This is a genomic window from Sphingomonas caeni, assembly GCF_026013415.1.
Lineage (GTDB): Bacteria > Pseudomonadota > Alphaproteobacteria > Sphingomonadales > Sphingomonadaceae > Sphingomonas > Sphingomonas caeni.
Genome location: NZ_JAPDOK010000003.1, coordinates 1 through 14,170 on the forward strand (window position 1 = coordinate 1; position 14,170 = coordinate 14,170).

Annotated in this window: 15 protein-coding genes; 5 read left to right on the top strand and 10 right to left on the bottom strand. The window is 68.2% G+C overall.

The features are described from left to right. Positions 1-314: 314 nt before the first annotated feature. Positions 315-3,944: an autotransporter domain-containing protein gene (locus OF829_RS08625; RefSeq protein ID WP_264939605.1), complete on the bottom strand. Its 3,630-nt coding sequence runs from the start codon at positions 3,942-3,944 to the stop codon at positions 315-317. Positions 3,945-4,103: 159 nt separating this feature from the next. Next, the gene (locus tag OF829_RS08630) at positions 4,104-4,838 is read right to left on the bottom strand and encodes a class I SAM-dependent methyltransferase (RefSeq protein WP_264939606.1); all 735 of its coding nucleotides are present in this window, start codon (positions 4,836-4,838) and stop codon (positions 4,104-4,106) included. A gap of 328 nt (positions 4,839-5,166) precedes the next feature. On the opposite strand from OF829_RS08630, the gene OF829_RS08635 reads away from it, so the two are divergent. From OF829_RS08635 to OF829_RS08655, 5 genes are read left to right on the top strand one after another with little or no spacing between them, the layout of a single operon-like run. Next, positions 5,167-5,727: a GbsR/MarR family transcriptional regulator gene (locus OF829_RS08635; protein ID WP_264939607.1), complete on the top strand. Its 561-nt coding sequence runs from the start codon at positions 5,167-5,169 to the stop codon at positions 5,725-5,727. 9 nt (positions 5,728-5,736) lie between these two features. Continuing rightward, positions 5,737-6,435, top strand: a complete 699-nt coding sequence (locus OF829_RS08640) for a DUF4166 domain-containing protein (protein ID WP_264939608.1) — start codon at positions 5,737-5,739, stop codon at positions 6,433-6,435. Beyond that, positions 6,432-6,881, top strand: a complete 450-nt coding sequence (locus tag OF829_RS08645; RefSeq protein WP_264939609.1) for a hypothetical protein — start codon at positions 6,432-6,434, stop codon at positions 6,879-6,881. Before OF829_RS08640 ends, OF829_RS08645 begins: the two co-directional genes overlap by 4 nt. Then, a complete protein-coding gene (locus OF829_RS08650) occupies positions 6,878-7,312 on the top strand; it encodes a hypothetical protein (RefSeq protein ID WP_264939610.1) in 435 nt (144 codons plus the stop codon). The genes OF829_RS08645 and OF829_RS08650 overlap by 4 nt, the downstream gene beginning before the upstream one ends. Then, positions 7,309-8,970 carry an SDR family oxidoreductase gene (locus tag OF829_RS08655; protein WP_264939611.1) on the top strand — a complete coding sequence of 554 codons (1,662 nt, stop codon included), beginning with the start codon at positions 7,309-7,311 and terminating at the stop codon, positions 8,968-8,970. Before OF829_RS08650 ends, OF829_RS08655 begins: the two co-directional genes overlap by 4 nt. Positions 8,971-9,240: 270 nt before the next feature. Here OF829_RS08655 and OF829_RS08660 read toward each other — a convergent pair whose 3' ends face one another. The 8 genes from OF829_RS08660 to OF829_RS08695 form a co-directional block, all read right to left on the bottom strand. Further along, entirely contained in the window at positions 9,241-9,726 is a 486-nt protein-coding gene (locus OF829_RS08660; RefSeq protein WP_264939612.1) for a hypothetical protein, read from the bottom strand. A gap of 15 nt (positions 9,727-9,741) precedes the next feature. Then, entirely contained in the window at positions 9,742-10,314 is a 573-nt protein-coding gene (locus OF829_RS08665) for a hypothetical protein (protein WP_264939613.1), read from the bottom strand. Continuing rightward, positions 10,311-10,823, bottom strand: coding sequence for an RNA polymerase sigma factor (locus OF829_RS08670; RefSeq protein WP_264939614.1), 513 nt, complete (start codon positions 10,821-10,823; stop codon positions 10,311-10,313). Before OF829_RS08670 ends, OF829_RS08665 begins: the two co-directional genes overlap by 4 nt. A gap of 108 nt (positions 10,824-10,931) precedes the next feature. Next, complete coding sequence (rpsI, locus tag OF829_RS08675) at positions 10,932-11,453, bottom strand: 30S ribosomal protein S9 (protein ID WP_264939615.1); 522 nt, start codon at positions 11,451-11,453, stop codon at positions 10,932-10,934. Then, the gene (gene rplM, locus OF829_RS08680) at positions 11,453-11,932 is read right to left on the bottom strand and encodes a 50S ribosomal protein L13 (RefSeq protein WP_264939616.1); all 480 of its coding nucleotides are present in this window, start codon (positions 11,930-11,932) and stop codon (positions 11,453-11,455) included. Before rplM ends, rpsI begins: the two co-directional genes overlap by 1 nt. A 132-nt stretch (positions 11,933-12,064) precedes the next feature. Then, positions 12,065-12,844, bottom strand: coding sequence for a hypothetical protein (locus OF829_RS08685; RefSeq protein WP_264939617.1), 780 nt, complete (start codon positions 12,842-12,844; stop codon positions 12,065-12,067). Next, entirely contained in the window at positions 12,844-13,155 is a 312-nt protein-coding gene (cutA, locus tag OF829_RS08690; RefSeq protein WP_264939618.1) for a divalent-cation tolerance protein CutA, read from the bottom strand. The genes OF829_RS08685 and cutA overlap by 1 nt, the downstream gene beginning before the upstream one ends. Then, complete coding sequence (locus OF829_RS08695; RefSeq protein WP_264939619.1) at positions 13,152-14,168, bottom strand: COX15/CtaA family protein; 1,017 nt, start codon at positions 14,166-14,168, stop codon at positions 13,152-13,154. The genes cutA and OF829_RS08695 overlap by 4 nt, the downstream gene beginning before the upstream one ends. Positions 14,169-14,170 lie beyond the last annotated feature (2 nt).

The following is a 14,170-nucleotide window of genomic DNA, read 5'->3' on the forward strand; positions in this document are numbered from 1 at the left end:
CGCCATGCGCGCCGACAAAACCGATCAGAGCTTCAAAGCTTGCATCTATCTCGCCGCAGCCGTCATCAACTCACGATGAATCTCAACAGGCCCTAGGGTAACACTGCCCCGCATGTTTTGCGCCGCGCAGTTTTCCGGGGAAACGCGGGGTTCGCGATGCGCGGATCGACAGAGTCAAAGAGCGGCCGGAGCGACCGGCTGCGCGAGCAAAGCAGGCGAAATCCTACATTTCAAGGGCCTGGGGACTCAACAAATCCCCTCCAACAAAAAAGGCCGCCCCCGAAGGGACGGCCCTCTTTGCCCTGATCGTCCGATCAGAAGCGGAACGAGATCGAGCCGCGATAGGCCTGGCCCGAGACATCGTCGCGCGCGACCGTCGTTTCGGCCGAGACCGAGAGATCGACCGAGCCCGCGGTGACCGAAAGACCGCCGCCGACTTCGAAATAGTCGGTGTCCTGGCTGTTCAGATCGAACAGCACATTGCCGCCGATGCCGCCGCCCGCAAGGTTCGCACCGATCACGTTCGGACGATCGTTGAACTCATGGACATAGGTGCCGCTCAGGAATGGACGGACCTTCGGACCGGTGCCGGTGAAGGACAGGCCCGCACGGCCCTGGAGGCTGTTGATCGGCCGGCGATCGACCGCCAGCGCCATCGGGCCGCCGGTTTCGTTGGTCTTCGAGAAGCCGATATGGGTCGCGCGGCCGGCGACGCGCGGCGTCACCCGGATGCTGCCCAGATCGAAGTCCCCGCCGAGCCCGACTTCGCTGACCACGACCAGCGAACCGCTGTTCGAACGCAGCGTATAGGGCGTGCCGACAAAGGTCACCGTCCGCCGCGTGCTGCCATCGAGCAGGCCCGCGGTGATCGACGAGTCGAGGACCAGACCGCCCTTGGTCTGGATCTTGCTGTAGATCGAGCCCTGATAGAGGCTGGCGCTGGCATTGTTGCCCAGGAACGCCCCGGTGCCGTCGAGCTTGCTGTACGACGCGGTGAAACCGATCGCGGTGTTGTCGTCCCAGGTCTCGAGACCCGCGGCGACGTACCAGCCGTCATAATCGTCACGACCGCCAACGCCGTTCATCGAGGCGCTGTCGCCCTTCAGATAGCCGCCCGCGACGAAGGCGCTCATGCCTTCCGGAAGCGCACCTTCCTCGACCATCGGCGCGGTGGCGTCGGCCGCGGCGCTCATGTCGAAGCCCATGCCCGAAAGCCCGGCGACGCTGCGATTGGCGAGGCCCATCGCGGCGATCTGGTTCGGCGCGCCGTAACGGGCGAAGGTGCCGCCCGTGCTGCCCGGATCGAGCTCGGTCAGACGCTGATGGATGAAGCCCTGCATCTGATCCACGCCGGCGATGCCGAGCGACTGGACGGTCGTGTAGGCGGCCGGGCGGAGCCCATCGAGGTTCGACTTGATCGTCGCCGCATTCTGCAGGTCGAGCGGGCCATAGAGCCCGTCATAGCGCCCCGCCTGGCTGCGGTTCTTGTCGAGCATCAGCGCGTAGGAGAAGGCGACCGGATCGCTCATCGGGACGACGTTGCCATAGAGATTGGTCGACAGCGTCATCGTGACCGCATTGGCGGTGTAGGTCAGCTTCGGCAGCAGGATCGCGCTCAGCGAGGTGGGCGTGAGGAACTGCCCCGAAATACCGCCTTCCGAGGTGAGGATCGTATAGGTGTTGCCGCCGCGCAGATCGGCCGAGCTGCCGTTGAAGATCAGGCGGCCGCCGAGATTGGCGAGGCCGGTACCGGCGCCGTTGCGGTTGACGACGATCTTGTCCGAGAAGCCGTTGGTCCCGAGATCGACCAGATAGGTGTTGCCCGAGGACAGGACGATGTTGCCGCGGAAGGTGAGGCTGCCGAAGCTCCCCGCGGTGCCCGCCGCGCCCGGCGAGATGGTGCCCGCCACGCTGGTGAAGAACGGCACGGTGATCGTGCCGGTGCCGTTCAGGCCGCCTGCCATCATGAAATAGTCGCCGGGCGAGGTCAGCGTGCCGTTGACCTGCATCGTGCCGGTGATCTGGTTGATGTCCATCAGGCTGGTGAGCGAGCCGGTCGACGTGATGTTGAGCGCGGCACCCGCGCCGGCGATGCCGAAGCGGTCGATCGTCACGGCGGTGTCGAGCGTAGTGGTGCCGGTGGCCGACAGCGTCACGTCGAAGAAGCGCGGCTTGACCGCGCCGCCGCCGTTCAGGTTGTTCGGCACGAAGTTGGTCGCGCCGGGCAGGCCGTTGTCGATCGTCGCGGCGGGGAGCGCGTTGGCGGTGACGCTGTCGCCGCTGCCGCCCGCCTGGGCCTCACGCTGGACGCCGCCGGCGTCGAGCGTCTGCGAAACCGGGGTGCCGAGGCCGTCGATCGAGACGATCGCGCGGCCGTTGCTCACGCCCACCGGAACCTCGCCCGTGCCTTCGGTGCCGATCGGTTTAGCCTCGATCGTCTCGACGCCCGTCGACATGTCCTGGCAGTCGCTGACGCCGCCCGACTGGAAACAGGCCTGGCCCCAGGTGCCGCTGTTGCCGGTGGTGCCCGCTCCGAGGCTGCCCGGCACGCCGTTGATCGCGTTGCCGTTCGAATCGAGGATGATGTAGTTGGGATCGAGGTTCGAGACCCAGTGGGTCGGATCGGTCCAGTTGGCGTTGCCCGCGACCGACGAGACATAGTGGTACGGGTTGTTCGCCGCGACCCAGTCCCAATAGAGGTAGAGCGGCTGATAGAAGCTCGCCGTGCCATAGCCGTTGAACGGCTGGCCGTTGAAGAACTGGCGATAGCCGCCCGAGAGCACGCCGAGGATCAGCTGCTTGGCGACGGGGACGCCGCCGATCCGGGTGAGGATCAGCGGGCCGCCGGAGTCGCCGCTGGCGGTGATGCCTTCCTGGCTGAGGCCGCCGTTGCGGCCCGGGGTCGCATTGTCGCGCCACGCGTTGAAGTCGAACGCGCTCGGCGGGTTCGCCGTGCCACGGCGGGGATCGTCGAAGTCGATCCAGTAGAGATTCTGCGGATTGTCGGTCGCGGCGCCGCCGAACAGGAAATTCTCGAACTGGTCGAGCGAGGCGAGGCCGCCCAGAATGTTCTCCGCGATGCGGCGGCGGAAATCGATGCCGCCGGTCGAACCGGTCGAGGCTGTGCCGTTATTGCCGTAGCCGGCGAGGCCCACCGTATAGCCGGCGCCGTCCGCGGCGTTGATTGGCCGCGCGGGCAGCGCCGAGAAGAGCAGGGCCCAGGTCGGCACATTCTTCGCGGGCGTATCGAGCGCGGCGACCGCGACATCGGCCTGGAGGAAGCCCCCGGTGCCTTGGGCATTGACGCCCGAATTGGGCGCGTTCGAGAGCTGGTTGTAGGTCACCCAGTTCGAATTGTAGAGGAAGGTGCCGGTGTTGGTGTTGCCGCTGCCGCCGATCGCCTTCAGCCAGGCCTGGATAGAGGGCAGATTGTTGTTGTTGAAGCCGAAGCTGATGCCGGTGCCGCCATTGCCATAGCCATAGCTGGCGGCCGGGGCGGTGTTCACGCAGTGCGCGGCGAAGATCACCGTGCGCGGGTTGATCAGCGACGCGGTGCAGAGACCGACAAAGCCGCCGCCCGAATCCACCACCATCTGGCCGACGCCGGTGACGGGCACGGTATCACGATCGGTGATCGTGGTGTTCGGGGTCTGGCCCGGTCCCGCCGGCGGATTGGCGATGACGATCTGCGGCTCGGGAACCGCCACGCGGTTGTCCAGGCGGGTCAGTGCGACGCGCTCGGTATCGTCCCAAACCGGGCGATCGCTTGCGCTCTGCGACTCACGGACCACATCCTGCCACGCCGGACGCTCGACCGCCGTGGGGTCGTTGCCGGTCGGATCGTTGATCTCGGCATGCGCCACCGGCACCAGCGCGAGGCAGAGGCCCGCGGCAGAGGTGAGCAGAGTCGCACGAACCGAGCGTGAATAACGGACATTATTCATTTGGAATTTCCCCCGAATCTCGGAGACTCGCACATATCGAGTCCCGGCCAGAAGCACAGGCTATTGTCGCGGGCGCGTCTACTCAAGCATCTTTTGACGCTAAATGATTGGCAACAGGGAGTTGATGCGCGGGGGCAACACTTGGCGCAAGCGCAAGGATCAGCGCAAACGCGTGCCGATCAGCGTTCCCTTGGTTCCGGCATGGACCAGCTTGAACTCGAAATTGGGCCAGCGTTTCTTCCATTTGCGCGCGATGACGCGTTCGCCGGGCCGCGCGGCATCGTCGAGCAACACCGTGCCGCCGACCGGAATCCGGTCGAACAGGCTGTCGGCGGCGCCGCGGACATAGGGATGGATCGCCCAGGGCGGGCCATCGATGACGAGCAGGTCGATCTCGGCGGGCAGCGGCCCGTGATCATACCATACTCCCGGCCAGCCATTGGGAGAGGGCCGGAAGGGCGTCGCGCGCAGATCGGCCTCGACGCCATTGTCGTGGAGCCATTCGCGCGTCGCGGTGACGAAGCCGGCATGCTGGTCGCAGCTGATCTGCTTGCCCCCGCCGTTGAGCTGGAGCGCGCGCGCGACGACCAGGCTCGACGCACCCGCGCCGAATTCGACCACGGTCCGGGGGCGGTGCTGCTCGATATGGTCGACGATCAGATGGAGGAAGCCGGTATCGGCCTTCCAGCTGCCGAGATAGGGAAGCGCATCGGGCGCGAGGCCGAGCCGCTCGATCAGGCGCTGCTTCTCGGCCTTGGTGCCGCCCGAAAGGCTGCGCACCAGCCAGGGCCAGCCGATCACGCCGAACACCATCACATGGGCAACATCGGAGAAGGAGCGCTTCGCGTCGGCGGGCCAGGCCCCATCATCCGCCAGCGGCAGCAGGGACGTCATTTCACGCGATGTCATCGACTCTCACTCTCCCCCGAAAGCGGCTGGCGTGGACCCAACACCACGTGCCCCCAAGCGCCTCGGTGACGGCTCAGTGGCAGTCAACAGCGGCGAGAGCAAGGCAGGTTAGGTGTGGGGCCGGAACGAGGTGCGGGATGATCCTCCCCCGGAGGGGGAGGGGGCCGCCAAAGGCGGTGGAGGGGTAGTTTCCGCGAGCGCTTCCGCTTGTGGAGACTACCCCTCCGTCAGGCTGCGCCCGCCACCTCCCCTCCGGGGGAGGATTGAGAGGAAGACTCTTGACTCCCACACCCACATTCCTCATATTTCTGTTATGACAGAAATTACCGATACCACGGATCTGCTCCCACCCGCCGTCCAGCAGTTCGTGCTGCACTGGGGCGAGATGGGTGGGCAGTGGGGGGTCAACCGCTCGGTCGCGCAGATCCATGCGCTGCTGTACCTCAGCGACCGCCCGCTCAACGCCGAGGAGATCAGCGACACGCTGAGGATCGCGCGGAGCAACACCTCGAACAGCCTCAAGGAACTGCTCGGCTGGAAGCTCATCCGCCGCGCGCCCGTGATGGGCGACCGGCGCGACCACTACGAAGCCGAGGTCGATCTGTGGCAGATGCTCACCCGGATCGCCCAGGGCCGCAAGGAACGCGAGGTCGACCCCGCCGTGGCGGCGCTCAAGACCTGCACCGAGGAGGCACGGCGCGACCGCCGCATCTCGTCCGTGGCGCGCGAGCGGATCGAGAATATGCACGAGTTCGTGCTGACGATGGACGACTGGTACAACCAGATGATGGCCATCCCCCCCAGCCGCCTCGCGATGCTGGTGGCGATGGGCAAGCGCGTCCTCGCCTTCCTGCCCAAGGCCAAGGAAAAATAGGAGGCGGCGATGGAAGCAGCTGTGCAATGGTGGGGCGAACCGATCCGCCGGCGCTGCCGCGACTGGCATCGCCCGCTTGCCTTGGCCGCGGCCGCCGGAGACGCGCCGTTCCGCCGCCTGCTCGGCGAGGCGCGTTGGCAGGCGCTGCCCGAGGCGACGCGCCGCCGCTTCGCGCGCCATGTCGGGCCGGGGGCCTGCGTCTCCTATGTCGGCGAAGTGACCGAGTGCCGCACCAGCCGGATGGGCCGGCTGCTCGCCCAGGCCGGGCGGCTGGCCGGCGCGCCGCTGCCGCTCGGGCACGAGACGGGCGTCGCCGCGAGCGTGAGCGTGACCGGCGACGCAGAAGGCTGTGCGCAATATTGGACGCGGCAATATAGCCGCGCGCACGGCTTCCCCCAGGTGGTGCACAGCGCCAAGCGCTTCGCCGGGCCGACCGGGCTCGAGGAGTATCTGGGGCTCGGCCTCGGCATCGCGCTCCGGCTGGATGCGGTGGACGACACATTGCTGTTCGTCAGCGATCATTATTTCGTGAAGCTGGGCGGGTTTCGCTTCCGGCTGCCCGACTGGCTGGCGCCGGGACGGATGGTGGTGGGCCATGTCGAGCTGGGCGAGGGCCGCTTCGCCTTCACGCTCGATCTGGTGCATCCGCTGTTCGGAGAGCTGATCCATCAGCTGGCGGTGTTCGCGGATTGCGAGATGGGGGCATGAGCGAGAACCGTCTGACCGCGGCGATCCGGCTTGCGCCCCTCGCCGCGGCGCTCACGCCCGGCGCGTTGCTGCTCGCCGGCTCGCTGACCACGATCCGGGCGGACGAGTGGCTCTACCTCCCGGGCGGAATCCTCTTCTTCGGTTTCTGGTCGCTGGTGATCGGATATCCGATCGCCTTGATGCACGGGCTGGTGGGGTCGTGGCTGTATCGCTGGCTATCCCGCTACCGGCCGGTGCGCTGGTGGACCGCCGGAGCGGCGGGCGGCGCGATCGGCGCCTTGCCGGTGACGATCCTGCAGGGCGCAAATGCGCTCATTCGCGATGGCTGGGCGAACCCGGACGCGGGCGGCCCGGAGCTGCCACTGATATTGGGTGCGGCGGGCGTGGTCGGCGGCCTCGTCTTCTGGTGGATCCTTCGCGGCGGCGAGCGGGAGATGATGGCATGAGCAGCGCATCCCCCTCTCCCTGGCCGCAGCTTCGGGCGGTCGCGATTACCGCGCTGGTGGCGGCGGTGGCGGGCGACATCCTGTTCTGCATCGCCACCGGACAGTTCGAGGTCACGACGGCGTTCCTGATGCTGTGGGGCTTCTTCCTGATCGCCGCCGCGCACATCGCGCTGGCAGCGCCGCCGATCGCGCGCATCGTGATCGGCAGCCAGCCGCTCACCCCGTTCAACTGCGCGCTCACGGGCATGCTGGCGGGCGTGCTCCCGACGGCGGCGTTCCTCGTGATCGGCGTGGCCGCGCAGACCTATCTGGGGAACGCGGTCGATCTGCGCGAATGGCTGTTCGGGCTCGTCGGAATGGCGATCTGCGGCATCGTCGCGGGGCTGGTGTTCGAGGCTGTCTCCCCGGCGCGGGGCGGGAGGCGCGGATGAGCCGCATCCTCGTCATCGGCGGCTATGGCGGGTTCGGCGCGCGGCTGAGCCGGCGGCTGCTTGCAGGCGGGCACGAGGTGCTCGTCGCGGGGCGGAGCATGGAGAAGGCGGTGGCCTTTTGCGCGGGGCTCGAAGGGGCGGAGCCGATCCAGGCGGACCGCGCCCACGGGATCGGCATGGCGATGGCGCGGCATCGGCCCGATCTGGTGATCGACGCGGCGGGGCCGTTCCAGGCGAGCGGCTATACCGTGCCCGAGGCATGCATCGCGATGCGCATCCCCTATCTCGACCTAGCCGACGGCCGCGATTTCGTGACCGGGATCGCGGCGCTCGACAAAGCCGCGCGCGCGGCGGGGGTGCCGATCATCGCGGGTGCCTCGAGCGTGCCGGCGCTGTCGGGCGCGGTGGTGCGGGCGATGACGGCGGATATGGGCCGGATCGACAGCGTGGAAATGGCGATCAGCGCCTCGAACCGCGCCAGCGCGGGCGCTTCGATCGCCGCGGCGATGCTGAGCTATATCGGGCGGTCGGTGACGCTGTGGCGCGGCAAACGCTGGGAGGTGGCGCATGGCTGGCAGGAGATGGTGCGCGAGCCCTTCCTGATGCGCGACGGCAGCGGGTTCCGGCGGCTGGTGGGGATTGCCGATGTGCCCGATCACGCGATCGTGCCCGAAGCGCTGCCGGGCCGTCCGAGCGTGACCTTCCGTGCCGGGACCGAGCTCGATTTCCAGATGGCGGTGCTGTGGTTGCTGAGCTGGCCGGTGCGCTGGGGCTGGCTGACCTCGCTGCTGCCGCTCCGGCGCCTGCTCCTCCCGCTCTACCGGATGACGGCGCGGCTGGGCGGCGACCGATCGGCGATGCACATCACGGTGCGCGGGAGCGGGATCGAGCGGCGCTGGACGATCCTCGCCTGGAATGGCGAGGGCCCCGAAATCCCGACGCTTGCGGCGGAGATACTGGCGGGGGACATCCTCGCCGGACGCGTCGAGGCGGGCGCGCGCAACGCCTGGTTCGAGCTGACGCCGGAGCGGTTCGAGCCGCTGTTCGCGGGGCTGGCGGTGCGGCACGAGACGGTCGAGCGTGCGCTGCCGGCGCCGCTTTACGCGCGGGCGATGGGCGCGCGGTTCGCCGCGCTCCCGCCGCTCGTCCGCGCGATCCATGAGGTTCAGGCGGACGGCGGCGCGGAGGGCGAGGGGATGGTGACGCGCGGCGCCAACCCGCTCGCGGGGCTGTTCGCGGCGATGATGGGGATGCCCCCGTCGGGGAGCACCCCGCTCCATGTCGGTTTTGCCGAACGTGACGGCGAGGAACGCTGGACCCGCGATTTCGGCGGACACCGCTTCGCCAGCGTGCTGAGCGAACGCGAAGGCGGCGTGACCGAGCGTTTCGGCCCGTTGCGCTTCGGCTTCGACCTGCCCTCCGATGGCGAGGGGCTGCGCATGGTGCTGAGCGGCTGGAGCCTGTTCCGCATCCCCCTGCCGCGCTTCCTCGCCCCGCGCATCGCCGCGCGCGAATGGCAGGAGGGGGAGCGCTTCCGCTTCGAGGTCGAGGTGACGATGCCGCTGATCGGGCGGATCGTCCACTATACCGGCTGGCTGCGACCGATCGGGCTGGAGAAGGCGTGGCCGGAGCGGCATCGGGCTTTCGCTTCGCCTTAGGCCGAGCTGGTCCCAGCATGCGGAACTTCACACTAGCTTCACACTGCCAGGCGGTGTTCGAGGCCTTCTGAAAGGTCCCGCAACTCGCGATCATTCGTGACCTTTGCCCGAGGGGAAACGCGCAGATTGTTGGATAGCCCGGGCGCTGCGCGGATGCGCGGAGGGATGGGGGATCGACGGATCAAAGAGCGGCCGGGCTAACCGGCGCGCTGACCCAAGCAGGCGAAATCCAACATTTCAAGCGCGAGGCGTCCAGACCGTTGGCCGGACCTAGCGCAGCCAGCGCGCCATTGCCGGATAGGGCGCCATCCCCCGCGCCTCGGCCCATTTGGCTTCGGCCGTCATGCCGTAATAGGCCAGCATCGGGACGCCGGGGCCGCACCCGTCCGACAGCGCCGGTATCAGATAGGCGCCGCCGCCCCGGTAGCCATGTTCGTGGAACACCACCGCCGGATCGATCCCGATCTCGAGCGCGGCGGCATAGGACCAGGCGATCGCCGCCATCTCCTCCGCCGGGTTGTCCGACACGGTATCGAGCGTGTTCCGCACCGCCGGATCGGTCACCGCGATATGCCCGGCCTCGTGGAGCAGGTCGCCCGGATAGGGGAGATGCTCCGGATCGAACGCCAATGTGCCGCGCCACACCGTCACCCCGGGGAGGAAACTGTCGTCGGCGACCCGCTCGATCACGACGGGCACGCCGATCCGGTCGAGGAAATCGGTGATCTTGGTGAGGATCGGATCGTCGAACGCCATCCGCTGGCTTTACCGTCACCCCTCCAGCGCGTCGAGATCGTCGATCGCGCGCTGGAGCATGCGCGCGGCGCGGCGGTTGAGCCACCAGATGCCGCCGAACACCGCGGCATTGATCGCGACCGCGATCCAGGCGCTTGCGCCCAGCGCGCCGATACCGTGGCGGATCCCGGGCGCGAGCACCATCAGCGCGAGCCCGGGCGCGAACGGCGCCAGATACCAGAGCCCGACCTGTGCGAGTGCATCGCGCTGGCGAACCAGCTGGGCGCGCTGGTGGATGAGGATCGGCCGCGCGGCATCGGCGGCGGGCGGCTGGATCGCCGAGGCGCGGCGATGGAGCTGCCAGACGACCGCGAGCGTGCCGAGGATGATCAGCCAGGCGCCGGCGCGGGCGATCGGGTCATGGATCGCGCCGGTCAGCGCGCCAAAGCCGAAAAAGCCGATCACAAGCACCGACGCGGCATATTCGATCGCATTGCGGCGGCGGATCAGCCGGTGGAAGCGGTCCGCGCCGGCGCGGACCTCGGCAAGCGGGGGGAGCGCGGCGTCGGTGCCGCTCGCTTGCCAGGCGTGGTGGAACGGATCGGTCATGGCTCTTTCCTCAAGTCGAAGCGCTCGGCGAGCAGCGCCTTGATCCGGTGGATGCGGACCGCGACGGCGTTGGCGGATAGCCCGGTCACCTCGCCGATCTCGGCGGCGGTCAGATCCTCGAGATAGAGGAGCATCACCTGCCGGTCGGCGGGCTTGAGCCGGTGGATGGTGGCGAGCAGCCGCGTCACGATGCGGCGCTCGTCGGTCTCCGCCTCGGTGTCGCCGGGGGCGGCGATCGCCTCGATCTCGTCGAGTCCGGAAAGCGCCTGGGGCCTCAGCCGCCGCCGCGTGACGACATGCGTCACCGCGACATTGTGCGCGACGCGATAGACCCAGCTCCGCTCGGAGCATTGCCCCTCGAAATAGCCGAAGCTGCGCCACAGCGCGGCGTGGATCTCCTGCACCAGATCGCGCCGCAGCTCGGCATCGGCCTCATAGCCGCGCGCAAGCCGCTCGATCGCGGCCCCGAAGGTGCGCGCGGCGGCGGTGTAGCGGGCGTCCTGATCCATGCCGTTCCCCATCGTGTTCGAAGGGTTAGTCGGTGGGAGCGGGAAAGTCTTACAACGCAAAAAGGGCGGCCCGTCGCCGGACCGCCCCTCTTGTCTCTGCCTGAAGGCTTAACGCTTCGAGAACTGGAAGCTGCGGCGGGCCTTGGCCTTGCCGTACTTCTTGCGCTCGACCGCGCGGCTGTCGCGGGTCAGGAAGCCGGCGCGCTTCACCGCGGTGCGCAGCACCGGCTCGTACTTGGTCAGCGCCTGGGCGATGCCATGCTTGACCGCGCCGGCCTGGCCCGAAAGCCCGCCGCCCTTGACGGTGCAGATCACGTCATAGGCACCGGTACGCTCGGCGACGCCGAAGGGCTGGTTGATGACGAGGCGCAGCGTCGGACGCGCGAAATAGACTTCCTGGTCGCGGCCGTTGATCGTGATCTTGCCCGAGCCGGGCTTGAGCCACACGCGGGCGACGGCGTCCTTGCGGCGGCCGGTCGCATAGGCACGGCCGAACTTGTCGAGCTCCTGCACGCGCAGCGGCGCCTCGAACACGACGTTCGCGGGGGCGTTCAGGAATTCGTCGGCGCTGACGGCCGCATCGGCGGCGATCGTGCCCAGATCGGAGAGGGACTGGCGGTTGTCGGACATTATGCGCCCACCTTGTTCTTGCGGTTCATCGACGCGATGTCGAGGAATTCAGGGTTCTGCGCCGCGTGCGGATGCTCGGGGCCGGCGAAGATGCGCAGGTTGCGCATCTGCTGGCGGCCAAGCGGGCCGCGCGGGATCATCCGCTCGACGGCCTTTTCGAGCACGCGCTCCGGGAAACGTCCGTCGAGCACCTTGGCCGCGGTGATTTCCTTGATGCCGCCGGCATAGCCGGTGTGCTTGTAATAGACCTTGTTCTGCAGCTTCTTGCCGGTGAAGCGGATCTTGTCCGCATTGATCACCACGACATTGTCACCGCAATCGACATGCGGGGTGAAGCTGGTCTTGTGCTTGCCGCGAAGCACATTGGCGATGATCGTCGCCGCGCGGCCGACCACCAGGCCGTTGGCATCGACGAGATGCCATTTCTTCTCCACCTCGTGCGGCTTGACCGCCTTGGTGGTCTTCATCAGCGCCTTCATGGGCGTGGGACCTTTCGTTGGAAACGCAAGCGCGCCGCCGTTTCCGGCAGCGCGGTTGGCGGGCATTTGTCGAAGAGACGCGCGAAAGTCAAGCAAATGCGCGGGTTTCTTGACGGGTATTGGGATACCCGGTCAGTTGGCGGGCCAGGCCGCGGCGGGTTCGAGGGTGACGCGGACGGTCGAGAGCCGTTCGCTGTCGCGGTCGCCAATGCGGGTGCGGACGCGTTCGGAAATGGATGAGATCAGCCCGGTGGCGGGATCGGAGTCGCGATTATCCTCCATCTCGACCCGCGCGGCGACGCCGTTTCGCGGGGGGAGGTCGGCGGCGGCGCTCGTGGTGCTGCGCAGGGTGATGCCCAGCCGCGCGATGCTGCGCGTGCCCGTCAGCATGATCGGGCCGCCATAGGGGGATTTGCCGGGCACGCGGACGGGGCGGACGCCCGCCGGCTCGGCGGCTTCTTCGGCGACCAAAGCGGTCACCAGCGAGGCGAGCACCGCCACCCGCCGCTCGGGCGGCAGCGCGCGGATCGGCGCGACCAGCGGGGCGGGATTGGGGTGTTTGGCGCCCACCATCGCGGCGATGCCGTCGCAGAAGTGCGTCCAGAGCGCGTCGAGATCGTCGATCGCGACGAGCTTCCCCGCGCCATCGAGGTGGAAGACCATCGTCCGCCCGGCGAGGCCCGCGAACCCCGCCTCCATCATCGCGCCGACCTTGCCGGGGCCGTCGGCGCGCGCATCGGCCATCCACACTTCGGCGCGATAGCCTTGCCCCTCGCGTGCGAAGCGGACCAGCCGTTCCATCCGGAAGGTCCAGTCGCCCTCGGTCCGCTCGGTGACGACGCGAAGCGGTACGCCGATCGGCGGCGCGAAGATCGCGGCCTGCGCGACGGCGGCGATGACGACGACGAGCATCAGGTCTCGCGTGCGATCCAGCCGGTGACGGCCTCGCCCGCCTCGACGGGCCAGGCCTCGATCACCGGCAGATCATAGCTGTGCAGTTCGGCGATCCGACCGCGCAGGCGCCGGGCGAGCATGGGGCGGGTCTTGAACAGGGCAGGGACCTCTTCCGCCGTCTCGAGCTTGCCCTCCCAGCGATAGAGCGAGGCACAAGGGCCGAGGATGTTGACGCAGGCGGCGAGCCGCTCGTTCAGTACCGCCTCCGCCACCCGCCGCGCCTCGGCGGCGTCGGGGAAGGTGACGTAGAGGAGCGAGGTGTCGGTCAACGCCGTCCCGCCGCGTGCGCGCCCCAGGCGGTCGCCACCACGAGCAGCGCGCCGGTGAGCTGGTGGAGTCCCGCCAGCACGATGTTCACCCCCGACCAGACGGTGGCGATGCCGAGCAATATCTGCAGCCCAAAGGCGCTGTGGATCGCGATCGAGGCGCGGCGGTCGGTGGCGCGGACCGCGCGGGCGAGCATGATCAGCCCCGCCACCGCGACCCAGGCCCACCAGCGATGGACGAAATGGACCACCGCGGGATCGTTGAACAAGGCGTCGAAGAAGGGTCGGTTCTCGATCGTGGTGTGGGGCAGGAGCTTGCCGTTCATCAGCGGCCACTCATTGGTGACGAGCCCCGCATTGAGCCCCGCGACCAGTGCGCCGAACAGCAGCTGGACGAACAGGATCGCTCCCACGCCCGCGCCGAGCCGGGTCAACCGCGCGGGCTTCTCCGGATGGCGGAGCAGGTCGAGCGCGGTCCAGACGACCGCGGCGAGGATGGTCAGCGCGAGCAGCAGGTGCACCGCGAGCCGGATATGGCTGACATCGGTGCGCACGCTGAGGCCGGACATCACCATCCACCAGCCGACCACGCCCTGCATGCCTCCGGCCACGAACAGGGCGATCAGCCGCCAGCCATAGCCCTTGGGGATCTGCCGCTTCACCGCGAACCAGATCAGCGGCAGTGCGAAGGCGAGGCCGATCAGCCGGCCGAGCAGGCGGTGGAGATATTCCCAGAAGAAGATCGCCTTGAAGCCCGCTAGGGTCATGCCCTGGTTGAGCTGCTGATATTCGGGGATGCGCTTGTAGTTCGCGAATTCGGCCTGCCACTGCGCGTCGGTGAGCGGCGGGATGACGCCGCTGATCGGCTTCCATTCGGTGATCGACAGGCCGGATTCGGTGAGCCGCGTGACGCCGCCGACGACCACCATCAGCACGATCAGCGCGGCAACGGCGAAGAGCCAAAGGGCGATGGCGCGGGGGCGGGAAGTATCGACGGGCGTGGTCATCTGAAGCATGG